This window comes from Exiguobacterium sp. s59, from assembly GCF_018617475.1.
Lineage (GTDB): Bacteria > Bacillota > Bacilli > Exiguobacteriales > Exiguobacteriaceae > Exiguobacterium > Exiguobacterium aestuarii.
In genome coordinates this window covers 173,013-197,908 of sequence record NZ_JACSKG010000004.1, presented here as the reverse complement: position 1 = coordinate 197,908, position 24,896 = coordinate 173,013, and the positions used below count along the sequence as shown (strand labels likewise).

Here is a 24,896-nt window from a genome sequence, read left to right as displayed (position 1 = left end):
GCGAAACGAGGTGACCCTTTAAGAGCCACCTCGAGTCCATTTAGTTCAATTGCTTCGTCATCTCTTGATGCAAGGCGCGAAGCGCACGGATGAAAGCGTCTTTGAAGTATTTATCCTCTTGGGTTTCTAGTGTTTGTACCGCTTTTTGATCACCTGTCGTTGCTTTTACGAGCAGATTCACGACTGTTCCCCAACGCTTGACGTGTTCTGGTCTTGGGTGATTGAGGGCGGTTGTCAGCGTGAACCAATACGGTTGGTCACGTCGTTGCAGAGTGGCAATCATTTGTTTTGCAAGAAGTGCCTCTTCTTCGGAAGGGAGTGTTGCCGTTGCGAACCAACCAAGTAGCGAGGCACTCATCGATTCGAGTTCCTGCTTCATTGATTGTTCCATCGGCAAACGTCCGAAATCTGTGACGTTCACAAACACCAGGCGGTCTTTCGGGTCGATATGGGTGACCCATCCGGTGATGACTTTCAACTTGTCCCGTTCCTTTGACTGTGCTTTACACGTATAACCCTGTTGTTTTCCGATGTAGATTCGGAACTGCCCCCGATCGACATGTTTATCCACTTTGAATTCAATGTCTTGTCCCACTTGAAACGGTTGATTTCGCTTATTCAAAGTCTGTCCTTTTTTCAACTCAGGTCGTTTTGAAATATGACGCAATGCTTCTTGCTCGGTTCGATCATCCAATGTCCAAAGATTGTGAGGGGTCACATTCTTGAAGCGATGGCGTCGTACAAAAATGTATTGATCGAGCGCATCAATCGCGTCTGCGGAAGCGAGCGTTCCATTCAAATAGTCATCAGCGATGTCGCGTAACGTGAGGGATTCGAGACGATCGATATATCCGGCGTATGGAATTGTTTCGACAACGTATAAAGCAGTCGCAATCAATTCACTTTCGCGAGGGGTCAACGGTCGTTTGGCCATGGTGCACTTCCTCTCTAGATTCATACGATTAGTATAACAAAAACAATGCAATCGGTGCGAATTCGACCGAGATTTGGAAAATCATGAGGAATGGACAGGATTCCCACAACGCATCACGAATAGTAACTTGTAGAGAATCGGATGAAGGAATGAAAAGTGAGGTGAGGCGATGAAACTCTCCATCGAACCAGGTGATTATGTTGTCTTGATTGAAATCAATAAAGAAGTCTTAAAATGTGTCTCACTCGAAGAAGCGGATCAGGCAGACCGAATCAGATACGAATTAGTCGGACGGATGAGTGAACGGCTACCAGCTGAAGTCATCGTACCGTCCATCATCGACTATATTCGCTTTGGAAGTGGGTATATTGGAGATCGTATCGTCTGGGATGCGGAAACGGAGTCTTTTTTTTGTCAACAGTTCGAGACAATCGAAGGCTCACCGCTCGGAGAAGATTTGGAAGGATTCCGACCTGACCCGAGTCGAGTCGAACTAGCACGGTACTATACGTACTTGACTATTGGACGGATTGTCGAATATGAGATGTTACATCCTGATGAACCGAGCTATTGGTAAACTTTTCGACAACTTTTTATTCAAAAAAAGGGAAATCTAATCCAAAGTTTGAGATAATGAAATCACTTTATCAGTTTGGAATGGAGCGGAAGGAATGAAAAAGATTGCCCTTTTGACAGCGATTGCGCTTTTACTCCCTGCAGGAGTGGACGCAGCGAAACCTGTCGTGCTAGAAAAGCATGGATACGTGGTCTCAGAGCCACGGATCACGAATCAATATTACGTTCATCAAATTGGAACCGATTTGGCTTGGAGTAAAACGAGAGGTGCATCAGATATTGTCGTGGCTCTCATCGATTCATCCGCGGATCGTAACCATACAGATTTAAAGAATGTGCCTCGTGTCGTCAATTCGATGAAGGGTCCCTACAGTGCGGATACACACGGGACTCATACTGCCGGAATCATGGCAGGGAAACATAACCGGTTTGGGATTGCAGGACTTGCTCCAAACGTACGTTACCATTTTTATAATGTGTTTTATGGAAGAAACTCAGAATATACAGACTCATGGACGGTTGCAAAAGCAGTTGATACGGCGGTAGCGAAAGGCGCGACAATCATTAATCTCTCTTTAGGTGGAGATGACTATGATAGTCGGTTAGCTGCTTCCATCAAACGAGCGAGAGCAAAAGGTGTCATCGTCGTCGCGTCCTCAGGGAATGATGGGGCGAACCAAACATCATTTCCGGCAAACATGAAAGAAGTGATTGCTGTTGGTGCGATTGATTCGCGTCATCGTGTCGCTGACTTTAGCAATATGGATGGAAATGTGAAAATCGTCGCCCCAGGCGTGAACATCCTCTCGCTCGGGGTCAATAATCGTTTCATCTATATGGACGGTACCTCTATGGCCGCCCCGATGGTCAGCGCAAGTCTCGCGCTTGTCAAATCGATCAACCCATATTTAACTCCGGATGAAGTGGATGCCTTAATCGCAAAAATGCCACGTTCTCAAGGAAAGGTTTATACGGAGTTGAATACGTTGAAGTTACTTGAGGCGACGCCACGTCCTCTATCACTTTCTGCAGATTCTTTATGGAAACAACGATATATTACGGATGTGAAACTAGATGTCATGCAACGTCCGACGATCAAAACGACTTACGGATTGTATATGGGCAGTAAAAAAATTAAGACGTTAAGTCCAAACTCGAATTTCACGATGTTTGCTTACGGGGATTGGTTACCGAGCGGTCAATATCGACTTGTCGCCCAAATGACGGATGGAAAATACAAACGTTCTACGAGTAAGACGATTGAATATATCAATACGGTTAAAACAGCGGTCTCTGTCAATGCCACAGATGCTCAGACGTTCTCTTTACAGACGACTCGGAAAGGGGTTGTCACTGTCCTCGATTCTGAAGGGAACACCATGTATGAAGCCCTTCATATCGCCGGAACGTTCCCGGTAAGGGGAGATACGACGAAACCGTTAACAGTGATTTTGAAGCCGACAGATGTGCGTGAAAAAGTAGTGTCGTCAACTTACGAACCTCCTGTGATTGAGGAAGAGCCACCAGTTGCCGAGTCACTGTAAATAAAAAAGCCGTCTCCTCCGAAAGGAGAGGCGGCTGATTTTATTTAACTCTTGGTGATGGCTTCTCCACACCAACGGATACTCGCTTCTAGTACATTTCCTTGGTCGTCAATATGCTCAAAACTGAGTTTACCATCGCGGATAATCTCGCATAATCCGACTCGAACCCGATCGCTCCAAGCGCGACGTGTTTCATGGGATTCATCGAACACCGGAATCGCGTCTGGGAAACGCTCTTCTAGGTGTGCTAAATTATGATGGTCAAAATGATAAGGTCGCTTTGAGAGTTCGTTCGGTGCTTTAATATCGAACGGTTCAAACCCTCGGACGAGACGATTATTTCGGTAGAAGGCGAACACGCCGTTGTTCGGGTGGAGCACTTTAATGTCATCGATTTCTATTACATAGGTTAGACGTTGAATCCAACCGTTTTTTGCATCTTGATGCATCAAAATCCCTCCTTATTCAATGAACACGCCTTATTTTAGCGCTGACTGAACGTAAAATCAAGTTTCGAATTTAAGTTGTCAATCATTGAAATTTCCGCTACAATGGTTGAAGTGACTATGAGGTCTGGACAATCGCGGGATGCAAGTCTTGAGGAAAGTCCATGCTCGCACAGCCTGTGATGGCTGTAGTGATCGTGCTACACGAAAAGATAAGTGTAGGCAACGCAAGTTGACGGCAGAAGAAATACCTAAGTCTACGGATATGGTATCCGCTTCTTGAAAGTGCCACAGTGACGGAGTCTGATCGGAAACGTTCAGAGTGGAACGAGGTAAACCCCACGAGCGAGAAACCCAAACTATGGTAGGGGAACTTCCAGACCGGAACCGAACGGGACGGAGGGCGCCTATGTGCGCAGATAGATGATTGTCACTCCATCGTGCCAGGGAAACCGCTATGAGCACCGGAGTACAGAACATGGCTTACAGGACAACATAGTCTCAACTGACAACGACAAGGAGTTCAAGCACATATACTTGAGCTCCTTTTTTCATGATTTTTTTACAACTTACAGAATCAATGAGAGAATTTAATGTAGAAAGAAGGCGATTGCAGATGGCAAAACGTAAACTGATTGCGACGGCAGCGATGGGAATCGAGGCGCTCGTTGCAAAAGAAGTGAGAGATTTAGGATATACATGTGAAGTGGAGAACGGTCGAGTGTATATCGATGCAGAGATGGAGGACATTCCACGCTTAAATATGTGGTTGCGTACGGCAGACCGGGTCAAACTCGTCGTAGCGGAATTCAAGGCGACAACGTTCACAGAACTTTTCGACGGGGTCGTGGCTTTGCCATGGACAGACCTCATGCCGTGGGATGCTGCGTTCACGGTTGACGGTCGATCGGTCAAATCGAAATTGTTCTCAATCCGAGACTGTCAAAAGATCACGGAGAAAGCGATCGTTGAAGCGATGCAACGCGGCTATCATAAGGAAGGGGAATGGTTGCCGAAATCAGGTGCGAAATTCCCAATCGAAGTCGCATTGTTGAAAGACGTAGCGACAATCACAATCGATACGTCAGGTCCGCTTCACCGTCGTGGGTACCGTGAGCTTCATTCACAGGCACCGCTGAAAGAGACGATGGCGGCAGCGATGATTCAACTGACGAACTGGCGCCCGGATATGCCGTTTTATGATGTATTTACGGGATCAGGGACACTTGCGATCGAGGCGGCGATGATCGGCCGGAACATCGCTCCGGGGATCAACCGTGAATACTTCGCACAGGACTGGACATGTATCCCGAAAAAAGCGTGGTATGCTGCGATTAATGAAGCGAATGAGAAGGCGGAATGGGATAAACCGCTTAAAATCTACGGGATCGACCTCGACCCGCGCATGGTGAAACTCGCGAAAGATAACGCCGAACTCGCTGACGTACGTGATGCGATCACGTTCGTGCATAGCGACGCGGCTGCCTTAAAGCCGAAAGAAGAGTACGGTGTCATCATCGGTAACCCGCCATACGGGGAACGACTGCAGTCAGAAGAAGAAATCATCGACTTGTATGAACGGATTGGAGCGCAATATGCGAAATATCCTGGTTACAGCGTCTACATGTTGACGAGTTACGAAGACTTTGAGAAGGCGTACGGTCGTCCGGCGACGAAACGTCGAAAGTTGTACAACGGGAATATCGAGACCCAATACTACCAATTCTTTGGGAAACGTCGTCCACGACCAGATCGTGACACGTCATCAAAACCTGAATAAGAGATCGAATGACCGTTCTAGTGAGCGGTCATTTTTTCTCGTTCCCCTAAAACCAACTCAGTTGTTTCATCATTGGGCGAACAGGTTATACATATCATATGTATAATAAGAGGGGGACATAGGATGCAAAAGTATACGGTCGAATACCAGTTACATGCGAAAGAGCAGAATACCCGAACGGTCGAGGTAGAGATGGATCGGGTGCCAGACTTGAATAACCAAAAAGAATTAAACGCTGCCTACCAAATCGTTTCGGACGCCATTCGGGAACCGATTACAAGTTTTGAGATTGTATCTATTACATGAGCCCGGGGCAATTGCTTCGGGCTTTCTACATATGACTTAAAGGAGTGGACAGATTGAATATTTTAGTAGTAGGACTTGGTGATGTGGCTAAAAAGGCGTATCTCCCTGTGTATGCCGGCTTGAAAGGTATTGGTGTGTATCTCGTGTCAAGGAGTGAAGAGAAGTTGAACGACATCGTATCGACGTATCGTTTCGAAGGAGGATATACGGACCTTCAGGACGTTTCGATGACTCAAATTGATGCTGTCATGATTCATTCGACAACAGCGGTTCATTACGAGCAAGCCAAGTATTGTCTAGAGCTAGGTAAGCATGTCTTCATCGACAAACCAATCACGTTCACACTTGAAGAGACAGAGCGACTTGTCGCATTGGCGAAAGAGAAAGGAGTCCATCTCGTCACGGGCTTCAATCGTCGATTCGCGACAGCCACTCAGGCGTTGAAACAAGTCGAGCAAAAGAATATGGTGTTCATTCAAAAAAATAGAACGTATAAACCGGCCACACTGCGAGAATTCGTCATCGAGGATTTTATACATGTCGTCGATACATTACGTTATTTAACGGACCTTCAACCTGTCGAACGGTTGCGTGTCACTCCACGTTACGACGGGGACGTATTGAAACAAGTCATGATTCACTTCACTGCAGGTGGAATCGAAGCAATCGGTTGGATGAACCGAGATAACGGCTGCACCGAAGAAGTGATGGAGATCATGTCTCCGTCAGTGAAACGAGTCACGCGTGACGTCGAACGGATTATGGAATACGGGGTCGATGGGATGAAGGAATGGTCGCTAGACCCTTGGGAGTCAAATTTGAAGCGTCGAGGTTTCATCGACTTGATTGAAGATTTTGTGAAACTGTTAAAAGGGGAACCGAACAGGTCGGTTGTTGCTGAAGATAGTCTAGAGACGCATCGACTATGTGAAGAGATTCTTGAGGCCGTGCAATGAACGGGCTGTTTCTCGCAGATTCAGAGCGGGTAAAAACCCGATAAAAGGAGGCGATTTCGTTGGATATCCGTGAACTGATTATGCAAATCAATGACTATTTATGGTCGTACCTTCTCATCTTCGTATTGATAGCAGGAGGACTTTATTTTACGATTCGGATGGGGTTCGTCCAGTTTCGGATGCTACCTGAGATGTTCAAGTTACTATTTGTGAAAGGTCTTAAACACGAGAAAGGTCAGGTCTCTTCTTTCCAGGCGTTCGCCATTGGAACGGCGGCACGTGTCGGTACGGGAAACATAGCCGGTGTATCGACCGCAATCGCACTAGGAGGTCCTGGTGCCGTGTTCTGGATGTGGCTAATTGCCCTGATTGGAGCGGCATCGGCGTTTGTTGAAAGTACGCTCGCCCAAGTATATAAAGTGCACGACGGCAAGGCGTGGCGCGGTGGACCGGCCTACTACATCGAACGAGCGCTCGGAGAACGCTGGCTTGGGATTGTATTTGCGATTTTGATTACGTTTGCGTTCGGTTTCGCGTTCAATTCGGTACAGGCAAACACGATCGCCCTTTCGGTCAATAATGTGTTTGAGATCGACACGGTATGGGTCGGGTTGATTTTGTCGGTTGTCACCGCTATCGTCATCTTTGGTGGGATTCGTTCGATTTCAACGTTATCAGGAATCATCGTCCCGGTCATGGCTGGGGGATATATTCTGCTCGCCATCTGGGTCGTGCTGACAAATCTCGATGTCGTACCTCAAGTCTTTTCGGCGATCTTCTCTGAAGGCGTACTCGGTTTCCAACAATTGTTCGGTGGAGCGGTCGGAGCGGCAGTCCTTCAAGGGATTCGACGAGGGCTGTTCTCGAACGAGGCTGGGATGGGATCTGCGCCAAACGCGGCAGCTACGGCTGAAGTGAGTCATCCGGTCAAACAAGGATTGATTCAATCGCTCAGCGTATTTGTGGACACGTTGTTCATCTGTACGGCAACGGCGATGATTGTTTTGATCTCAGGCGTAGAAGGGTCTGAGTCGTTCCAAGGGATTGAGCTTGCCCAAGAGGCACTTCTCGTTGAAATCGGTCCGATTGCGACGACGCTTATGACAATCGCGATTCTCCTCTTCGCCTTCAGTTCCATTTTGGCAAACTACTATTACGGAGAAACAAATATTGAATTCATCTCGGAAAAGAAACGCTATCTGATAATCTATCGAATTGCAGTAATTGGAATGGTCATGTTTGGTTCAGTTCGGTCGGCTGGATTAGTCTGGTCCATCGCTGATATCTTTATGGGCCTCATGGCGCTCGTCAACATGTATGCGATCTTCCGATTAAGTAAAGTCGCGAAGACGTTACTCGATGACTATATGGCTCAAAAGAAAGAAGGGCGAGACCCGGAATTCTTCAAAGAAGGGGTCGACCTTCCCGGAAAAGAGCACATCGAAGCATGGGAAGCGAAAAAAGAAGAAATCAGTTAAATCGAGATACGAGAGTGCTTCCGAAAAGGGAAGCCTCTCTGTCTTTTCAATTTATTTATTTCAAATACCGCATTTTAATTATATTTTATGAAAGAAGAGAGTAATTATGAAACAAGTTTTGATGACAATCGTCAAGCGTTTCTTTACAGAACGCTTTTTTGATCAAGCAGCTATGTTGGCCTATTATTTCATTCTATCCACGTTCCCGTTCTTATTATTCGTTCTAGGGATTGTTGGCTTATTACCATTCACGAGCGGGGATGTGATTCAAGCGTTATCGCTCATCATGCCTGAAGCTAGCTATCGACTTTTAGAAGGAAATATTGAGGCGATTTTCGATAACTCCAAACTGAAATTGGCATCATTCAGCATTTTGCCCGCTCTTTGGATCTCTTCAATCGCCGTACAGTCATTGGTCCGTGCTTTGAATGATGCTTACCGAGCAGTCCGAAATAAAGCATTTTGGAGAGGGGTCTTACAAGATATTGCGATTACATTGGCACTTATGTTCGTACTGCCGTTTTCATTACTCGTACCGGTAATCGAGACGGCACTTCGAGAAGTGTCTTCTTACATCTTGTTCATCGATGAAATTGTCACAACCTATGCTCAAATCTGGTTTTACTTCAGATGGATTGTTGGGACGGGTCTACTCTTTACGGTATTCATCTTCGTCTATAAATGGTTGCCAAGTATATCAGGTACATTTAAGAATAGCTGGGCCGGTGCTGCATTTGCGACTGTGGGAATTTTAATCGTATCAAACGTATTCAGTTACTACTCGCAATTTGCAAACTATGAACAGTTCTACGGTCAACTTGGGGCGTTCATTGTCTTATTAATTTGGTTTTACCTTGCAGCTTCCGTCATTTTGCTCGGCGGACTCTTGAATGCGACATTAATCGAAAGGAAAGAAAAAACTTCATTAGACGTGTAATTGCTAGTTATCATTTAAAAGAATAGGGAATGGTAACGTAAGGTCACATCATCTAAGCGGAGGTGGGAAACATGGATATGCAACGGCTCGTACACAATCGTCGTTTCATCGATCAATCATTGTTTTACCTCGCCTTACACCTGTGGAAATGGGTTCTTCTGTTACCTGTCTTATTCTACCTCGACGTATCGTTTCGACATTCGCCATTCTCTGAGTTTCTGATCGTTAGTATCATCCTGTATCTTATGTTTCGGGTGATACAATACGTCATCGCCAGTCGTGCTTCTTTCATGGAATTGGTCGAGTTCGGCTATTCAGTTTTATCACTCGTTCTCGTCTTTTCATTTTTGATGGAAATCGGTGCACCACCGGTCGCCATAGCCATCATTGGCGCCGCATATTTAAGCCATCCGATGCTTGCATTACATCATTATCAAAATTTCTCTGAACGAAAATGGCTGAATAAGCAATTTCAATTGTTTAGTCCGATGTTGCGCCAAGGAGAGGTACCTGTTCATGTCCTCGTATTGACGGAAGATGAAATAGTGATTACTGTAGAGAGTGGAAAAGAGTTTACGTACCGTCATATTTATTGGGGCGGTTTTTATGTAGAAAATGCTTCCTAAAAGGTGGTTACTCCGTTGTTTAGTGGATTCGACAATATCATTGTCATTTTGTTCTGGATTGCGACATTCATTGCGTTCTTCAAAGGAGCGTATGATATGTGGCGTGAATATCGAACGACGAAAGAAAAATCAGTATTATACTATCTAATCGCGATGATCATCACATGGTTCTGGTTTAACCCATATGAATTGATGGCACTCCATCCGTTCGTATTGATGGCGTATTATTGGAATCGAAATAAATGGATGCGTAACGCTATGCTCGTATTAGTGCTCGTTCCATTTGTGATTCGTGTCTGGTTAATCGCAGCAACGATGTAAAACAAAAACTCGGTCCCTTTGAAGGGAACCGAGTTTTTGTTTTGAACTTTAATTATTCTTTTTTCGCAGCTGCCAATTCGGCTTCCATTTCACCGAATTCACGGTTGATGCGTTTTTGTTCTTTCTGGCTAGTAAAGTTACTGACAAGTACGATTGCCAACATACTTAAGAAGAAGCCAGGAACCATTTCGTAAAGGACAGTTGAGAGTCCAGTGACGATCCAAAGAATAACTGTGATAGCACCTACAAGAATACCAGCAAGGGCACCTTGGCGTGTCATCTTGTTCCAATAAAGTGACAATAGGATTGCTGGTCCGAATGCAGAACCGAAACCGGCCCAAGCATAACCAACGAGTGTCAAGATTGTACTAGAAGGGTTGAGTGACATAAGTGTCGCTACAAATCCGACGAGTAAGACACCGATACGACCAGCGCGTACCATTGTTTTTTCACTTGCTTCTTTATTGAAGAACTTGCGATAGAAGTCTTCTGTCAAAGCAGACGACGTAACGAGCAATTGTGATGATACAGTCGACATAACCGCTGCAAGAATCGCGGCTAACAAGAATCCAGTGATGAACGGGTGGAACAAGACTTCAGAGAACTGAATAAAGACTGTTTCCGGGTCACCGAGCGGATTTCCTTGTCCACGGAAGTATGCGATTCCGACGAAACCAGTCATGACTGCACCGATGATTGATACTGTCATCCAGCTCATTCCGATGCGGCGAGCTGTTTTCAATGATTTCACATCACGGATTGCCATAAAGCGAACGATGATGTGCGGCTGACCGAAGTAGCCAAGTCCCCAAGCGAGGAGACCGATAATCCCGAGTGTCGTTGTCCCTTTGAAGAGATCGAACAAGTCGGCATTAATAGTTGTTGCAGAGTTGACAGCAGTGTCCACTCCACCGAGATCCGTTAAAGCAACAAATGGAACGAGCACGAGTGCCAAGAACATGATGACACCTTGTGCGAAGTCCGTCCAACTAACTGCCGTGAACCCGCCGAAGAGGGTATACAAGATGACGACACTAATTGTGACGATGACACCTGTCTGATAGTTTAATCCAAATGAGCTTTCAAACAACTTCCCACCAGAAACAAGTCCGGCTGACGTATAGAACGTGAAGAAGATGATGATGACGGATGCAGATAGGATCCGTAGCCAGTTCGAGTGATCTCGGAACCGATTCTCTAAGAAGTCTGGAATCGTAATCGAATCGTTCGCCATCTCTGTGAAGACGCGAAGTCGTGGAGCAACTAACAAGTAGTTCAAGTAAGCTCCGATGACCAATCCAACGGCTAACCAAATTGCTGATAGTCCAGTTGCATACATTGCACCCGGTAGTCCCATTAACATCCAACCACTCATATCCGAAGCTCCGGCTGACATGGCTGTAACTCCTGGCCCCATTTTACGGCCACCTAACATATAATCTGATGAATCGGTCGTTCGCTTATACGCAACGTATCCGATAAGAAGCATCATCACGAGATAAAGCGCGATTGATACCCATTCTTGCCATAGCATTGAATTACCTCCTATTAAGTTAAGAAAATCTATTTCATCAAACTCGTTCGCGATTGTGTGAAGACATCACACAGTCAAAAGCAAAAGTTGAAAAGGCGAACTTGTGTCTTACCTTACCGAACGATTTAAATGATTGCAAACTGACACCTTTTCATAAAAATGGCTCTAAAGCCCGTCGTATCAACGGATGAGAGTGAAAATGAGGTGTGGAAAAGTTTAAATATTCTGAATATTTGAAATGTTGAGGACTTCCCTGTGTAACATTTCTGTAATATTAGACCTGATTTTTTCAGAAAAATCGAAAAAGAAAGAGCATGATTCACATGCTCCTTCCCTGATTATTGAAAAGCTTTCTCTTCGACAAGACGCATCGTCGGGAAAGTTTGCCCCGATTTCGCCTGCATTGTAACCAAAATATATGTCTCATTTTTGTGTTGCATGATAAACACCATCGTATAACCCGACTCATCAGTATAGCCCGTTTTCGTAGCGGTCACATACTTCGAGTAGTTGATACTTCGTTCATTGACGGATGAACCGAGGTGATACCACCAGCGTCGTTTACCATTTCCGTCTTTATCATTGAATTCTGCCTTAAATTCATATGTACCGGCAATTTCAACGAGTTCGGGATATGTACTAAATGCGTAGGCAATCTTGGCCATATCGTTTGCCGTCGTATAATGGTTCGGATCCGAATAGCCGTGAGCATTAACAAAATGAGTACCTGTTAACTCCAACACGTTTGCACGTTCGTTCATCAATTGAACGAATGCCTCAGTCGACCCGCTCGTGTATTCTGCCAAACTGTTTGCGGCATCATTACCTGATTCGAGAAGAGTCGCATAGAGCGCTTGACGTACCGTCAACGTATCTCCAATCGCAAGGTGGGCAATATGGCTATCCCAAGGGATATCGAGTGTCGAAGACTGAATTGAAATGAGCGGCTGATCGAGTTCGTTCGCTGCCGATGCTTTTTCGTAGGCGAGTAGAGCCGTCATCAATTTTGTCGTACTGGCCGGAAAAACACGATCGTCAGCATTTTTATCGATCAAGATTTGTTGTTTGTCTACATTTACGAAAGTCATCGCGCCAACAAGGATATCCTCGTTTGCAATCAACATCGTATCACTAGGATTCCAAGTACCCATCTCGATTTCAGGAAACACTGGGCCTTGTTTCATCGGTTCGACTTTTAATGTGGCGGCTTCTGCAGGCTCTGGCGATTCTTTATCCTGTTTGAATCCGACTAACGTCGGGATCAGTGCGACAATTCCGAGCAATACTATTGCTGCAATCATTCTTCGCATGATGTACGTTCTTCTTCGGTGTCTCCTTCTACGGGTCAAAAAAGTCCCTCCTTTCATCGTTACTCTATAAACATAATAGAAATTGTAGATGTTTTGCGCTCATAAAATAAATAACTAGGTCAATGATTCAAGATGAAAGAAATGCGTTTCGGGTATAGAGATAAAGATGCTCACAAAAGGAAAGGAGAATGTATCATGCATCGATATCCGTTCACGAGCTCCATCTGGCGGCAACATGATACCGGGACATTATATCCACCATTAACCGCTTCAGAGTCATCTGAAATCGTCGTTATTGGGGCAGGTATCGCTGGTCTGGTCTGTGCGTATGAACTTCAAAAGCGAGGGAAGCAAGTCACGCTTCTTGAAGCATTAGAGATTGGTCATGGGACGACAGGACACACGACGGCCAAGTGCTCTGTCCAACATGGGACGATTTATCAGAAACTGATTAGACACTTCGATGAAACGACTGCCCGACTATACTACGAATTTAACTCAGAGGCACTCGTCTATTTAAAAAATCAAATAGACGAGGGATTTGATTGTGATTATTCGGTTGAAGACTCTTATTTATATTCTACAGAACCAAATGAGGAACTATCTAAAGAGCTCGATGCTTATCGTCGTTTAAAACTGGATGGTGGGGAGGCGACCAACGAAGTCGGTGACGCACTTCCCTTTCAAATAGAGCAAGCGCTTGTGATTCGAAATCAAGCACAGTTCCATCCGGTCAAATACTTACGTGAATTGGCAAATCGATTTGTCGGTCTCGGCGGAAAGATTTATGAACAAACGAGAGCGTTCGAGGTAAGTCAAGGTCCTCGACCAATTGTCACGACTTCAACAGGAAGAAGAGTGCAGGCAAATCAGGTCGTGATTACAACACACTATCCATTTAATGACTTACGAGGCTTATACGTATCAAAATTCTTAGTGGAACGATCTTATATCGTCGCTTGCGAGACGGACGCAATACCGCTAAAAGGAATGTATTTGAGTGTCGACCGCGACAGTCGCTCGTATCGGACATATGAAGACAACGGAAGAACTTTTCTGTTGGTCGGGGGAGAGGGTCATACAGCGGGACAGGTGACAGACACCCGAAGTCGGTACGATCGTCTAGAGAGCGATGCGCAACACCATTTTAAAACGATGCGTTCGACGTATCGTTGGTCTTCTCAAGATCTCATCACTTTGGACTCGCTACCGTATGTTGGGCAAATGTTCAAACGGGAACCAGACATCTTACTAGCGACAGGATTTCAGAAATGGGGGATGACTAATGGGATTGCAGCGGGAAATTTACTCGCTGACCAGCTCACCGGTCGTCCAAATCGTTTTTTAGAATTGGTGTCTCCGCTTCGGAAAACCGTCAAACCATCTGGTGTTGGTCCATTTGTCAAAACCAATCTTGATACGGCAACACAATTTGCGAAAGGTGCCGTGGATCGCGTCCTCGAACGTCGGGACGTCGAGGACCTTCAACTAGACGAAGGTGGTATCGTACAAGTGGACAACCAGACGAAAGGTGTATATCGAGACCTCGATAACCATTGTCACGTAGTCAATCTGACATGCACACACCTCGGTTGTACAGTGAAATGGAATAATGCGGAACGGACATGGGACTGTCCTTGTCACGGGTCACGTTTTGATGCAAAAGGGGCTGTGCTGGAGGGTCCTGCGACAAAACCACTTCCCTACAAGAAGCGAGAAGATTTGTAAACTAGTATAGGCAAAGGTTGACAGCTATAATAAAGTAGAAAGAGAATAGACAAACTTACAGGGGTGAATGACAGATGGAACTGACAAAAGAATGGCGTGAACATTTTAAGCAACTACGTGCTTTCGATGAAGCAATCTCTCTCTTATATTGGGATATGCGTACACAGATGCCGGAACAGTCGGCACCGCTTCGGGCGGAAACAATCGGTTATTTGTCGACCGAGGCATTTAAACGACAAACGAGTGAATCGTTCGCATCTTTACTAGGACGAATGACTGAGGAAGAGGGTCTATCTGATGTCGAAGCGCGTTCGCTTGAAGTCGCAAAAACTCAATATGAACGAAATGCGAAGATTCCTCACGATGAGTATCAAGCATACGTGACGCTAGTATCTGAAGCAGAAACCGCATGGGAGAAAGCAAAAGACCAAAACGATTGGGACATGTTCGCTCCTTATTTAAAGAAAATTATCGGATTCCAGCAGAAATTTGCGGAATATTTCGGCTATGAGAAACATCCATACGATGCCCTTCTTTATGATTTTGAGCCAGGGATGACAGTCGAACTTCTCGATCAACTATTCGCTTCGCTCCGGGATGAGCTTGTACCACTGATTCAGCAACTTCCAAAAGAATCACTTTCAATGGACTGGTCAATGCCGGCAGACGTACAGGAAAAGATTTGTCACGATTGGATGAATGTCGTCGCATACGATTTATCACGCGGGCGTCTCGATGCGACCGTCCACCCGTTCGAAATCACCATCAATCGTCGTGACGTACGAATCACGACAAAATATGATGAAACTGATTTTCGGAACGCCTTGTTCGGAACGATGCATGAGGCGGGACATGCTACGTACGAGCAACAAATCGATCCGATGCTTGACGAACTCGGTCTAGGCGGGGGAGCATCAATGGGAATCCATGAATCGCAGTCACTTTTCTTTGAGAACTTTATTGGTCGGAGCGAAGCCTTCTTACGTCGCGTGTATCCGAAACTCCAAGAGCTTTACCCAGCATACGGAGAAATCGACTTTGATACGTTCTATCGTGGAGTGAATGAAGCGAAACCTTCTCTCATCCGGATCGAGGCGGACGAGTTGACGTATAGTCTCCACATCATTATCCGCTATGAGCTCGAGAAAGCGCTCATTCAAGGAACGTTATCCGTCGATGAGCTCCCGGCTGCATGGAATGAGAAATATAAAGAGTATCTCGGTCTCGACGTGCCATCGAATGCTAAAGGTGTGCTCCAAGATGTACATTGGGCTGGTGGTTCGTTCGGCTACTTCCCAAGCTATGCGCTCGGGTTGATTTATGCCGCTCAATTGACGGAGTCTTTGAAAAAAGACCTTCCTCAGTTTGAAACATTGATTCAAGACGGTGAGATTGAACCAATCAAAGCGTGGCTACAGGAAAACGTCCATCAATACGGAAAACGCCTGACACCGAATGAACTCATCCAACAAGTGACGGGACAAGAAATCTCGGTTCAACCACTCGTCCGTTATCTGACTGACAAGTATCAGTCCGTAGCCAAATGAAACGATTCGCGCATCGAGGTGTGATGGCATTACAACCTGAGAACACGATGTCGGCATTCAGACTCGCGCTTTCTGCGGGGGCAGAAGGGATCGAGACCGATGTTCATTTGTCCAAAGATGGTGAGCTCGTTCTCATCCATGATGAAACGTTGGAGCGAACGACTGACGGATACGGTTTGGTATCTTCATATACACTTGACGAACTGAGAGCATTTAACGCCGGTGTACGATATTCTCAAAAAGAAGTAATCCCGACACTACAAGAACTCCTCGAACTGGTTCGGGATGAATCAATCCGATTAAATCTTGAGGTGAAAACCGATGTGCTTCGATATGCTGGAATTGAGTCCCGAATACTCGACATAATCGAGACTTCGGGCATAGCCCCATCTCGTATCCTCTTCTCATCGTTCAATCATGAGACGATTCATCGATTGAAAAAGATGCGTCCAGATATCGAGGCGGCAATCTTACTTGCTCAACCGCTGTATGACGTTCTCGGATATCTCGAATCCGTAGGTGCCGATTCAGTCCATCCGCATATCGATCGCATCACGGACGAAGAAGTGCGATGGTTGCAACAACATGATATTGTTGTCAGACCCTATACAATCAAGACGAAGGCTCAACTCGAGCGCTGCCGAGCGTTACAAGTCGACGCTATATTCGTCAATGATGTTGAATGGGCAAGTAAAACCCCTTAGTCGCAGACTAAGGGGTTTTATAATTCGATGTGAGGGAACTACAATTTATGTAAAGGTTGCGCTTTCATTCGTTAGCATATCGGAGCACATTCAGGACATAATGTCCCCTTTACGTCACTGTCGGATTGTCTTAAGTTTAAGATGTCACCGAGCTACATAGCAATCAGATGTAGCACACCATGTAGCACTGCATCACACTTGTTGTATGCAAGTCGTAGGTTACCGTAGACAAAAGGAGGAAATTTCACATGAAGAAGTTGATGTCTTTACTAGGTACACTAGCACTAGCCTTCGCTTTCATCCTACCGGTTAGCGCCGATGGACATGAAAATGCAATGGTCCGTGTGCTACATGCTTCACCTGATGCACCGGCAGTTGACGTGTATGTGGATGGGGAAGTCGCGGTCGAGGGAGCAGAGTTTAAAGACCTCACTGATTACTTGACACTTCCTGCAGGAGATTACAACGTTGAAATCAAGCCAGCAGGTGACGCAGAAACAGTCGTCGTTGCAGCTGACCTTTCAATTGAAGCAGGCAAATTCTACACAGCCGCTGCGATCGGTCAACTTGAAAACATCGAAATCGCTGCAATGGAAGATGATGCGAACTTTGAAGATGGAAAATCTAAAGTTCGTGTCGCACACTTTGCACCAGATGCACCAGCAGTGGATGTCGCACCTAAAGGTGGAGACCCACTCTTCTCGAACCTTGAGTTCAAAGCTGTGAGTGATTATGGCACACTTGATGCTGGTACGTATGACCTTGAAGTTCGTCCGGCAGGTGCGACGGATGTTGTGAAAGCACTTGATGGTGTGGCACTCGAAGGTGGTAAAAACTATACTGCATTCGCAATCGGTCTCCTTGAAGGAGAACCAGCGTTTGAAGTACTCCTTGCTGCTGATGGCGGAGAAATGGCAATGGCGCCTGAAACAGGACAAGGTGGTCTTGCTCAAACAGCTTCAATGAACTGGTTGCTCGCAGCAGCAGTAGTTGGAGCGGCAGCGGCTGGATTCTACGTCTTTCGTCGTCAGAAGCAAGACGCTTAAACTTGTATTCTTAGGAACCATCGGATTTCTCGTATGGAGCGCGCAAGCGGAAGCCCCAGAAAAATCGTTCATCATGCCAAAGGCTGAATTCGCTGAACCACTCGTGTTGACTTCTAAACAAGTCGATCGGCAATCGTTTCATTCGAACAGTTTCGTCCCATCCCGACTCGTCATTCCTTCAATCGATGTCGATACATCGATTGAAGCGGTCGGGAAGGACGAGGCTGGAAGGATGGATACGCCTTCTAACGTGAACCAGGTCGGTTGGTATCAATATGGGGCGAAAGCAGGCGCGACAGGAAACGTCGTCTTGTCAGGTCATCTCGATGACTTGAACGGTCCAGCCATCTTTGCGAACCTAGGTCAGCTACCAATCGGAGAAATGGTGACGCTCCAACAGGATGACCAAGTCGCAACGTATGAAGTCGCTAGTGTGAAACAATATCGCCTTGATCAAGTCCCGCTCGCATCAATCTTTGCGGCGACTCAAGCAAAGCGGATTCAACTGATCACGTGTGCAGGGCCATACGATGAGAAACTAGGGTATCGTGACCGTATCGTCGTCACGGCACATTTAATTGAAACGAAATAAAAGCAGGAGATGCAAACTTACATGTTGCATCTCCTTTTTCATGTCTCATAAAAATAGACCCCAACCAATGTGGTTGAGGTCTGTTCATGGATTAAGCGTCCATGCGGTCTAATAATTTTGAGAGTAAAATGAGTTCTTCATCAGAGAAATCAGTGAATACATCCATCAAATATTCGATCTTCATGCTTTCTAACGTTTCGAACAACTCACGACCTTCATCTGTCGCTTGAAGTTCGACGACACGGCGATCCCGCTCGCTGCGTTCGCGAGAAATCAATCCTTTTTTCGTCAACTCATCAGCGAGTGCTGTGATCATCGAAGCTGAAAATTGAAACTCATTCGACAAAGCAGAGGCGATTTGAGGACTCTGTTGACAAAGAGAACGTAGAATGAAGAATTCATTACGAGTCAAATATTGTGAGAACATCGAACGGAGATTTTTTTTCACTCCACGATAGTTCATCCGGATTCCACGTTCAGCATCAGCGACGAGCTGACGGCGTGAAGCAGTTGGTACAGGTGTTGTCATCCTCGAAACTACCTCCTAGTGATAATATTATTCATATATACTTCAGAACATAGAAACATTCTACATTAAAAACATGTTGTCTGTAAAGTTATAAAGGCTCGTCTTTCGCACGGATTTGTTGAATGATGTCCTCATAATGTTTCAAGTCAGGATAAAATCGTCTAAAGAAGAATTCGATTTGCGGGTCATCACCTTCTGCCAACAGTTTAGCCAGGACAGCGTATACGACACCCATTCCTTGTCTCGGTAAGAGGGATGAGGGGAGTAGTGTCGCACATTGTACGGCTTGCGTATAGTAAGTCGAAAGCGTGTCGTTCAAATCTTTGAACGTTCGGATGTCTGCATAATGGAACATCCGAGTCAATTCAACGATTGCCGAGAGATCGGTCTCAAGCAACCATTCACTTTGGAAGATGGCATTGTCTAGTTTTTCAACGGTCTGGTCGTTGGCGATATAATAGTTCAAATTGTCTCGAGTAATTGCCACTTTCTCCGGAGAATCAAGAATTTGTTCAACCGTTTCTTGTTCGAATGTCCGCAATTGTTTCCGGATATTCACAAACTCAGAATCAGCAATCTCTAGCAGTCCGGCGACACGACTGAAACTTCGTTTGATTTCAGGTGGGACGGCATTTGGATTTTTGTATCCGAGGTCATGCTCAATTTCGGCCCAAGCATGCTGTAGAATCGAGCGGACTTGAATTTCCGCTTCTTTTTCTGCAAAGCGACGGTATTCACCGAGAGCGAGTCGTTTCTCACTCAACTCCACGACATAATGTACAGACAAATAACCGAACTCGTTGGAATCAAGCAAAGTTGATTTATCAATTGACTGTTCTCGGTCAATGGTGAACTCGTCCTCTAATATTTGTGCGACAGTTCGCACATCATCATGAAAGTATGTGACGATACGGATCCCGGCAAGGTCTTGGACATCACGTAACGATCGATATTGATAAGGTTTACGAGATAATTTGGCATAGAGACTATCCGCCTCTTTAGCACGGGCAACTATTGAATGAAACTGGATTCCGGCTTCCGTCAATAATTCACTGAGGAGTGCCTTCAGTTTAGTGGCAAATGCTTCGTAATCTTCTTTTTCATTCAAGTATTCAAGCATGATCGTGTTCAAGTCTTGTTTCGGCACGGAACTCACTCCTTTTCTCTGTCTTTAGTATATCATCTCCATTACGAAACGATATGGTAGCATATGTACAGAGGGGGAATGAAGATGAACCATACATTCCGGTCATCCGAGAGAGAAAAACTAGAAATCATCGCAGGTTTACTACAACAGGCCGATTATCGGATATCCCGCATCCGAGAAGACGGGAATCAATATGTCGTGACCGCGCGCTTGGTGGGGCGGGCTACAATCGAAGGTGAACGTGAACGTATCGAAGGAATCGTGCAACATTTCGATGTGGAAGAGTGGACACTCCACGAATAAACGGTGATGATTCATGTTTATACCCTCATTTTTCGGGAATAACAAAAACAGTGAAATATATGACTGTGAACGTTTAGGAGGATGGGGCATGTTAGAAACAAGGGTAGTAAATGATATGACGACGGTAGACCATGAAGTGAACGAGATGGTTTCGGGAGGATGTGTAAACGAACACATCTATTTATTTGCCAAAGACGAAGAATTGACGATTCGATTGGCGGCAGAAGCAGGTGTCCAACCGTACCGTATCCCGGAAAAGGGGATGTTCGAGTCGTTGCTCTCAAAATTCACGAGCAATTCGGAAGATCGGATGGAACAAATGGAAAGCTTAGGTCTCACGAAAGAGATGGTCGACTCACTCGAGCGTGAAATCAAGGATGGTAAAATTGTATTAGTCTGCGATAAATGACAATGGACCGGTAGCCCGGTCCATTTTTTTAGTGCTTCGTTTGATAATAGGCATTGACGATTCGGCGCAAAGATTGCTGGTCGAGACGAAGTTTTGAAAAGCCTGCATCTTTTAACAATTGTTTTGTGTTCTCGTCATGGAACGTGATATTCCGGTTCAAGTATGGATTGAATACCTTCACCATGTCGTTAAATGACTGTTCGACAGAGCTGAGTGTGTCTGTCGGTGTCTCCGTAATCGTCAAGTGTGGGAACGAGAGTGACTCTTTCATATAATCGAGCATCATCTCATTGCGTGGTGGCGAGTCATTCGTGACGTTATAAATCGTACCCGCTTTTGCATGCTCGATCGCGGCTAAAAGCACGTCCGCGACATAATCGACCGGAACAAGGTTCGAGGTACCTGAGGCTGACCCGATTAAACGGATTGACTCAACGCTATGACCACGCCGTTCCAGTTTACGTTTGAACAATTCAAGTGCACGCATATACCCATACATCGTGAATTTCGAATCCGCTTCTCCGGTTTTAGAGTCACCGACGATGATTGCCGGACGAAAGATCGAGACGTCGAGCTCATCTCGTGATTGCCAGACCGCCTGTTCGGCATGTGCTTTGCTCTCTTCGTATGGATTTAAAAACGATTGCGACACGTCATATAACGTCTCGCCACCGATTTCTTTTGCCCCGAGTGTATAAGCGGTGCTCACATGGAAAAATCGAGGTGCATCAATCAACTTGGCCAATCGAAGGGCCTCTCTCGTCCCGGTTAGATTCGTTTCGAACAATTCTTCTCTTAATTCTTCGTCAAATTTGACGAGTGCTGCCATGTGTAGGAATAAGTCCACTTTTCCCTTGTGTGAATCGATGAATCGTTCATCGGCACCGAGTGCGCGCGCCGTCAAATCGCCAGGCAACACATCGATTGATTTTCTTTCTTCCGCCGTGAACTGGGCGTTTACTTTCTCCGGTGTTCGGGCAAGCATACAGATTCGATGCCCTCGTTCGATCAACTCTTTAGCGAGTCGTCCCCCTAAAAATCCTGTTCCACCAGTCATAAAAATATACAATCGCGTTCTCCCTCTCTGTGACATTCTGCATCCATCATATCAAGTCTCGTCAGATGTAGCCACTTTGCGTCTTTTAAAAATTCATGTTTAAAAAAAATCGAAGTCGGTTAAGAACTATAGAGAAGCGTACGAACGGTGCGTAAAGACAGCTTGCCTGTCAAATCCATTGAAGTGAGGTTTTTTAGAATCATGGCAAATCTATTCGGAACAGACAAGGATGACGTAGCAAAGAAGCAACAAGACATTGAGAAAACGGTTCAAGAAAAAAATATTACCCAAATCCATCTTTATTTCTCAGATGTACTCGGTGATTTAAAACTCTTGACGCTTTCGGCAAAATTGTTGCCTGAGGTTTTTGAAGGAAAAACAATGTTTGATGGTTCTTCAATCAACGGATTCTCTTCCATCAAAAACTCCGACTTATTCTTGAGACCGGATTTAGATCGTCCACGTTATGAGCAAGATGGTGATGAGAGTATTTTGGCGTTCTTCTGCGATGTGTGTACACCAGAAGGTGAACGATATGAATATGATCCACGGAATGTGTTGAAAGATGCACTTGAACGAGCTGCACGAGACGGCTACTCGGTATTCGTCGGCGCAGAACCTGAATTTTTCATCTTTGATGAAAATGGAGAGTTTTATGACGAAGCAGGTTACTTCTCGACGCGTTCAGAAGACAAAGGTTATGAAGTACGTCAACATATCGCAAACCGATTGAGCAATGTCGGATTCAATATTGAAGCGGTTCACCATGAAGTTGCTCCTGCGCAACATGAGATTGGTATCAAGTACGACGATGCGCTCCATACGGCGGACAACATTCAATTCTTCAAAGAAATCGTCAAAATCGCGGCAAAAGAAAAAGGGGCATCTGTCTCATTCTTACCGAAGCCGTTACGTGACGTGAACGGTTCTGGGATGCACTTGAACATCTCGGTATGGAAAAATGACGAAGACGGGAAAGCGACGAACAATGCGTTTGATGAGGCCGACGCGGATTATGGACTTTCTCAAACAGCACGTCATTTCATCGAAGGGATTCTAAAGCATGCCCGTGCGACGGCTATCTTTACAAACCCACTGCCTGAGTCATATGAGCGTCTCGTTCCTGGATTCGAGGCACCGGTCAATATTTGCTGGAGTCCGTCGAACCGCAGTTCGATGATTCGAATCCCAGCTTCCCGTGGAAGCGCGACGCGTGTCGAGGTTCGAAACCCTGACCCGAGTGCTAACCCGTATTTGGCACTTGCCGCCCTCATCTACGCTGGTTTAGAAGGGATTGAGCAGAAGCTTGAACCATCTAAGCCGAACGAAGACGACTTGTTTGAGTATTCAGCTAAACAAATCGAGAGCCAAGGAATCGCTTCGCTCCCTGCGACGTTCCATGAATCGATTCAATCGCTGAAACAAGACAACTTCCATGATTACTTTAACCACAATATGATCGATCGCTACTTGTCACTCATTCAAGTACGCAAATAAAAAATGACGCCAGCCGATTCAATCGGCTGGCGTTTTTTAAAGATTAATGGATTCCGCGCATATATACTTTGATTTTTGGTGCGAGTGCGAACAGAATCAAGCTTAAAACGATGGCAACACCACCGATTACCCCGAAATAGAGCATCTCGTTCTCAGGTGAGTAGAACTTGACGAGCTGTGCGTTGATTCCTTGTGCGGCAGCGTTCGACAAGAACCAGAGTGACATCGTTTGAGCGGAGAATGCTGCTGGTGCAAGTTTTGTCGTAGCCGACAAACCGACCGGCGATAAACTTAGTTCTCCCAAGACAACGATGAAGTAACTCAAGACGAGCCAAAGCGGGTTGACAAGGGCATCCGGACCGCTGAAGTAAGCAGGAAGTAGGATGACCAAGAAACTGATTCCGGCAAACAAGATTCCGAAAGCGAATTTCGTCGGGATGCTTGGCTCACGGTCTCCAAGGCGTACCCAAAGCCAAGCAAAGACCGGTGCAAGTAGAATGATGAAAAGCGGGTTCAACGATTGGAACCAAGCTGGAGACAACGTGAATCCGAAGAATTCAAGGTCAGTCCGTGTATCCGCGTAACTCGCAAGGATTGTTGCCCCTTGCTCTTGAATCGCCCAGAACATGACGGAGGCGATGAAGAGCGGGATATAGGCAATGATGCGTGAACGCTCAACCTCTGTCGTTTTTGGACTGCGATACATGATGATGAAGTAAACTGTTGGAATTGCGATTCCGAACACCCCGACGAGCGAGATGAATGTGTTAATCGTGAACCAGCCGAGTGGGATCAAAATCGCAAGTAAGATGGCGATTCCGATTGTGACAAGGCTGACGATTCGAATCGTTTTCTTTTTCTCATCAGGAGATAACGGGTTTGGTACGTATGAGCCAGCAAGGCCAAGGTTCGTTTTACGCGTCAATACGAAGACGACGAGTCCAACGAACATCCCGATGGCAGCAAGGGCGAAGCCCCAATGGAAACCGTAATCTTTTTGAACTTGTCCAACGATGAGCGGTGAAATGAACGCGCCCAAGTTGATACCCATGTAGAAGATACTGAATCCAGCGTCACGACGGCGATCCGTTTCACTATACATATCTCCGACTATACTTGATACGTTTGGTTTCAATAAACCCGTACCAATAACAATCAACGCCATCGAGATAAATAAGAAGACGACGCTACCTGGAATCGAGAGGACGATGTGTCCGAGCATGATGAACACACCACCGTAGAAGACCGCCCGTGACGTCCCGAATACTCTGTCCGCAAGCCATCCCCCAATGACCCCTGACATATAAACGAGTGCACCATAGACGGACATAATCGAGAGCGCGACGTTACGGTCGAGCCCGAGTCCACCTTCAGAAACTTCATAGTACATATAGAATACGAGGATGGCCCGCATGCCATAGTACGAGAAACGTTCCCAAAATTCAGTGAAGAATAAGGTGAACAACCCTTTCGGTTGTCCGAAGAAGCCTTTTTGTGGAACACTGTCCACGATTGTCTGTTTATCGATCCTTTCCATGAAAGATCCCTCCTTAACCGTTTTATCATAAAAAGGATTATTATGATTGTAA

Annotated in this window: 25 protein-coding genes and 1 other RNA gene; 18 read left to right on the top strand and 8 right to left on the bottom strand. The window is 45.8% G+C overall.

Annotation, left to right across the window (positions count from 1 at the left end):
• Nucleotides 1–40: 40 nt before the first annotated feature.
• Nucleotides 41–934, bottom strand: a complete 894-nt coding sequence (locus KNO91_RS09150; protein ID WP_214787905.1) for a hypothetical protein — start codon at nt 932–934, stop codon at nt 41–43.
• 169 nt (nt 935–1,103) lie between these two features.
• Here KNO91_RS09150 and KNO91_RS09145 point away from each other — a divergent pair, with 169 nt between their 5' ends.
• Both KNO91_RS09145 and KNO91_RS09140 read left to right on the top strand, forming a co-directional pair.
• Complete coding sequence (locus KNO91_RS09145) at nt 1,104–1,511, top strand: type III PLP-dependent enzyme domain-containing protein (protein WP_214787908.1); 408 nt, start codon at nt 1,104–1,106, stop codon at nt 1,509–1,511.
• Nucleotides 1,512–1,605: 94 nt separating this feature from the next.
• A complete protein-coding gene (locus KNO91_RS09140; protein WP_214817663.1) occupies nt 1,606–3,054 on the top strand; it encodes a S8 family peptidase in 1,449 nt (482 codons plus the stop codon).
• Nucleotides 3,055–3,098: 44 nt separating this feature from the next.
• On the opposite strand, the gene KNO91_RS09135 is transcribed toward KNO91_RS09140, so the two are convergent.
• Entirely contained in the window at nt 3,099–3,503 is a 405-nt protein-coding gene (locus KNO91_RS09135) for a hypothetical protein (RefSeq protein WP_214817661.1), read from the bottom strand.
• Between the two features lie 120 nt (nt 3,504–3,623).
• On the opposite strand from KNO91_RS09135, the gene rnpB reads away from it, so the two are divergent.
• From rnpB to KNO91_RS09095, 8 genes are all read left to right on the top strand, one after another.
• Nucleotides 3,624–3,991, top strand: an RNA gene (gene rnpB, locus KNO91_RS09130) — RNase P RNA component class B.
• Between the two features lie 125 nt (nt 3,992–4,116).
• Nucleotides 4,117–5,280: a THUMP domain-containing class I SAM-dependent RNA methyltransferase gene (locus tag KNO91_RS09125; RefSeq protein WP_214794918.1), complete on the top strand. Its 1,164-nt coding sequence runs from the start codon at nt 4,117–4,119 to the stop codon at nt 5,278–5,280.
• A gap of 123 nt (nt 5,281–5,403) precedes the next feature.
• On the top strand, nt 5,404–5,586 hold the full coding sequence (locus KNO91_RS09120; RefSeq protein WP_214817659.1) for a hypothetical protein: 183 nt from the start codon (nt 5,404–5,406) through the stop codon (nt 5,584–5,586).
• Between the two features lie 53 nt (nt 5,587–5,639).
• A complete protein-coding gene (locus KNO91_RS09115; protein ID WP_214817657.1) occupies nt 5,640–6,542 on the top strand; it encodes a Gfo/Idh/MocA family protein in 903 nt (300 codons plus the stop codon).
• Between the two features lie 59 nt (nt 6,543–6,601).
• Nucleotides 6,602–8,020 (top strand): alanine/glycine:cation symporter family protein, encoded by a 1,419-nt coding sequence (locus KNO91_RS09110; protein ID WP_214787954.1) that lies wholly within the window; start codon nt 6,602–6,604, stop codon nt 8,018–8,020.
• Between the two features lie 106 nt (nt 8,021–8,126).
• Complete coding sequence (locus KNO91_RS09105) at nt 8,127–8,957, top strand: YihY/virulence factor BrkB family protein (protein ID WP_214794922.1); 831 nt, start codon at nt 8,127–8,129, stop codon at nt 8,955–8,957.
• Nucleotides 8,958–9,028: 71 nt separating this feature from the next.
• Complete coding sequence (locus tag KNO91_RS09100) at nt 9,029–9,583, top strand: hypothetical protein (protein ID WP_214787960.1); 555 nt, start codon at nt 9,029–9,031, stop codon at nt 9,581–9,583.
• 15 nt (nt 9,584–9,598) lie between these two features.
• Nucleotides 9,599–9,904, top strand: coding sequence for a hypothetical protein (locus KNO91_RS09095; RefSeq protein WP_251126041.1), 306 nt, complete (start codon nt 9,599–9,601; stop codon nt 9,902–9,904).
• Nucleotides 9,905–9,956: 52 nt separating this feature from the next.
• On the opposite strand, the gene putP is transcribed toward KNO91_RS09095, so the two are convergent.
• Together putP and KNO91_RS09085 are read right to left on the bottom strand one after the other, a co-directional pair.
• Entirely contained in the window at nt 9,957–11,438 is a 1,482-nt protein-coding gene (gene putP / locus KNO91_RS09090; protein WP_214817656.1) for a sodium/proline symporter PutP, read from the bottom strand.
• A gap of 338 nt (nt 11,439–11,776) precedes the next feature.
• Nucleotides 11,777–12,739 carry a D-alanyl-D-alanine carboxypeptidase family protein gene (locus KNO91_RS09085; protein ID WP_251126606.1) on the bottom strand — a complete coding sequence of 321 codons (963 nt, stop codon included), beginning with the start codon at nt 12,737–12,739 and terminating at the stop codon, nt 11,777–11,779.
• A gap of 204 nt (nt 12,740–12,943) precedes the next feature.
• On the opposite strand from KNO91_RS09085, the gene KNO91_RS09080 reads away from it, so the two are divergent.
• From KNO91_RS09080 to KNO91_RS09060, 5 genes are all read left to right on the top strand, one after another.
• Entirely contained in the window at nt 12,944–14,476 is a 1,533-nt protein-coding gene (locus KNO91_RS09080; protein WP_214794926.1) for an FAD-dependent oxidoreductase, read from the top strand.
• A 74-nt stretch (nt 14,477–14,550) separates the two neighbouring features.
• Nucleotides 14,551–16,023, top strand: a complete 1,473-nt coding sequence (locus tag KNO91_RS09075) for a carboxypeptidase M32 (RefSeq protein ID WP_214817655.1) — start codon at nt 14,551–14,553, stop codon at nt 16,021–16,023.
• 23 nt (nt 16,024–16,046) lie between these two features.
• Nucleotides 16,047–16,727 carry a glycerophosphodiester phosphodiesterase gene (locus KNO91_RS09070; protein ID WP_251126605.1) on the top strand — a complete coding sequence of 227 codons (681 nt, stop codon included), beginning with the start codon at nt 16,047–16,049 and terminating at the stop codon, nt 16,725–16,727.
• A 248-nt stretch (nt 16,728–16,975) separates the two neighbouring features.
• Nucleotides 16,976–17,773 carry a DUF4397 domain-containing protein gene (locus tag KNO91_RS09065; protein ID WP_074034410.1) on the top strand — a complete coding sequence of 266 codons (798 nt, stop codon included), beginning with the start codon at nt 16,976–16,978 and terminating at the stop codon, nt 17,771–17,773.
• Nucleotides 17,774–17,846: 73 nt separating this feature from the next.
• A complete protein-coding gene (locus KNO91_RS09060; protein ID WP_214817654.1) occupies nt 17,847–18,365 on the top strand; it encodes a class F sortase in 519 nt (172 codons plus the stop codon).
• Nucleotides 18,366–18,456: 91 nt separating this feature from the next.
• Here KNO91_RS09060 and KNO91_RS09055 read toward each other — a convergent pair whose 3' ends face one another.
• Nucleotides 18,457–18,894 carry a MarR family winged helix-turn-helix transcriptional regulator gene (locus KNO91_RS09055; protein WP_074034413.1) on the bottom strand — a complete coding sequence of 146 codons (438 nt, stop codon included), beginning with the start codon at nt 18,892–18,894 and terminating at the stop codon, nt 18,457–18,459.
• Nucleotides 18,895–18,982: 88 nt separating this feature from the next.
• A complete protein-coding gene (locus tag KNO91_RS09050; protein WP_224861169.1) occupies nt 18,983–20,041 on the bottom strand; it encodes a GTP pyrophosphokinase in 1,059 nt (352 codons plus the stop codon).
• A gap of 84 nt (nt 20,042–20,125) precedes the next feature.
• On the opposite strand from KNO91_RS09050, the gene KNO91_RS09045 reads away from it, so the two are divergent.
• Both KNO91_RS09045 and KNO91_RS09040 read left to right on the top strand, forming a co-directional pair.
• Nucleotides 20,126–20,344: a hypothetical protein gene (locus KNO91_RS09045; protein ID WP_214794936.1), complete on the top strand. Its 219-nt coding sequence runs from the start codon at nt 20,126–20,128 to the stop codon at nt 20,342–20,344.
• A gap of 88 nt (nt 20,345–20,432) precedes the next feature.
• Nucleotides 20,433–20,753, top strand: a complete 321-nt coding sequence (locus KNO91_RS09040) for a YflT domain-containing protein (RefSeq protein ID WP_214692491.1) — start codon at nt 20,433–20,435, stop codon at nt 20,751–20,753.
• A gap of 28 nt (nt 20,754–20,781) precedes the next feature.
• Here KNO91_RS09040 and KNO91_RS09035 read toward each other — a convergent pair whose 3' ends face one another.
• The gene (locus KNO91_RS09035; protein ID WP_214787977.1) at nt 20,782–21,822 is read right to left on the bottom strand and encodes an SDR family oxidoreductase; all 1,041 of its coding nucleotides are present in this window, start codon (nt 21,820–21,822) and stop codon (nt 20,782–20,784) included.
• Nucleotides 21,823–22,011: 189 nt separating this feature from the next.
• Between KNO91_RS09035 and KNO91_RS09030 the strand changes: the two genes are divergently transcribed.
• A complete protein-coding gene (locus tag KNO91_RS09030; protein WP_214787979.1) occupies nt 22,012–23,307 on the top strand; it encodes a glutamine synthetase family protein in 1,296 nt (431 codons plus the stop codon).
• Nucleotides 23,308–23,350: 43 nt separating this feature from the next.
• Here the strand turns inward: KNO91_RS09030 and KNO91_RS09025 are convergent, their stop codons facing one another.
• Nucleotides 23,351–24,844, bottom strand: a complete 1,494-nt coding sequence (locus KNO91_RS09025; protein WP_214787980.1) for a peptide MFS transporter — start codon at nt 24,842–24,844, stop codon at nt 23,351–23,353.
• Nucleotides 24,845–24,896: the final 52 nt, after the last annotated feature.

Excerpts from the sequence above, each read along its gene's own strand:
- KNO91_RS09150 (WP_214787905.1), bottom strand. The coding sequence starts at position 934 with ATGGCCAAACGACCGTTGACCCCTCGCGAAAGTGAATTGATTGCGACT.
- KNO91_RS09145 (WP_214787908.1), top strand. The coding sequence starts at position 1,104 with ATGAAACTCTCCATCGAACCAGGTGATTATGTTGTCTTGATTGAAATC.
- KNO91_RS09140 (WP_214817663.1), top strand. The coding sequence starts at position 1,606 with ATGAAAAAGATTGCCCTTTTGACAGCGATTGCGCTTTTACTCCCTGCA.
- KNO91_RS09135 (WP_214817661.1), bottom strand. The coding sequence starts at position 3,503 with ATGCATCAAGATGCAAAAAACGGTTGGATTCAACGTCTAACCTATGTA.
- KNO91_RS09125 (WP_214794918.1), top strand. The coding sequence starts at position 4,117 with ATGGCAAAACGTAAACTGATTGCGACGGCAGCGATGGGAATCGAGGCG.
- KNO91_RS09120 (WP_214817659.1), top strand. The coding sequence starts at position 5,404 with ATGCAAAAGTATACGGTCGAATACCAGTTACATGCGAAAGAGCAGAAT.
- KNO91_RS09105 (WP_214794922.1), top strand. The coding sequence starts at position 8,127 with ATGAAACAAGTTTTGATGACAATCGTCAAGCGTTTCTTTACAGAACGC.
- KNO91_RS09100 (WP_214787960.1), top strand. The coding sequence starts at position 9,029 with ATGGATATGCAACGGCTCGTACACAATCGTCGTTTCATCGATCAATCA.
- putP (WP_214817656.1), bottom strand. The coding sequence starts at position 11,438 with ATGCTATGGCAAGAATGGGTATCAATCGCGCTTTATCTCGTGATGATG.
- KNO91_RS09085 (WP_251126606.1), bottom strand. The coding sequence starts at position 12,739 with ATGATTGCAGCAATAGTATTGCTCGGAATTGTCGCACTGATCCCGACG.
- KNO91_RS09080 (WP_214794926.1), top strand. The coding sequence starts at position 12,944 with ATGCATCGATATCCGTTCACGAGCTCCATCTGGCGGCAACATGATACC.
- KNO91_RS09075 (WP_214817655.1), top strand. The coding sequence starts at position 14,551 with ATGGAACTGACAAAAGAATGGCGTGAACATTTTAAGCAACTACGTGCT.
- KNO91_RS09070 (WP_251126605.1), top strand. The coding sequence starts at position 16,047 with ATGGCATTACAACCTGAGAACACGATGTCGGCATTCAGACTCGCGCTT.
- KNO91_RS09065 (WP_074034410.1), top strand. The coding sequence starts at position 16,976 with ATGAAGAAGTTGATGTCTTTACTAGGTACACTAGCACTAGCCTTCGCT.
- KNO91_RS09060 (WP_214817654.1), top strand. The coding sequence starts at position 17,847 with ATGCCAAAGGCTGAATTCGCTGAACCACTCGTGTTGACTTCTAAACAA.
- KNO91_RS09055 (WP_074034413.1), bottom strand. The coding sequence starts at position 18,894 with ATGACAACACCTGTACCAACTGCTTCACGCCGTCAGCTCGTCGCTGAT.
- KNO91_RS09045 (WP_214794936.1), top strand. The coding sequence starts at position 20,126 with ATGAACCATACATTCCGGTCATCCGAGAGAGAAAAACTAGAAATCATC.
- KNO91_RS09040 (WP_214692491.1), top strand. The coding sequence starts at position 20,433 with ATGTTAGAAACAAGGGTAGTAAATGATATGACGACGGTAGACCATGAA.
- KNO91_RS09030 (WP_214787979.1), top strand. The coding sequence starts at position 22,012 with ATGGCAAATCTATTCGGAACAGACAAGGATGACGTAGCAAAGAAGCAA.
- KNO91_RS09025 (WP_214787980.1), bottom strand. The coding sequence starts at position 24,844 with ATGGAAAGGATCGATAAACAGACAATCGTGGACAGTGTTCCACAAAAA.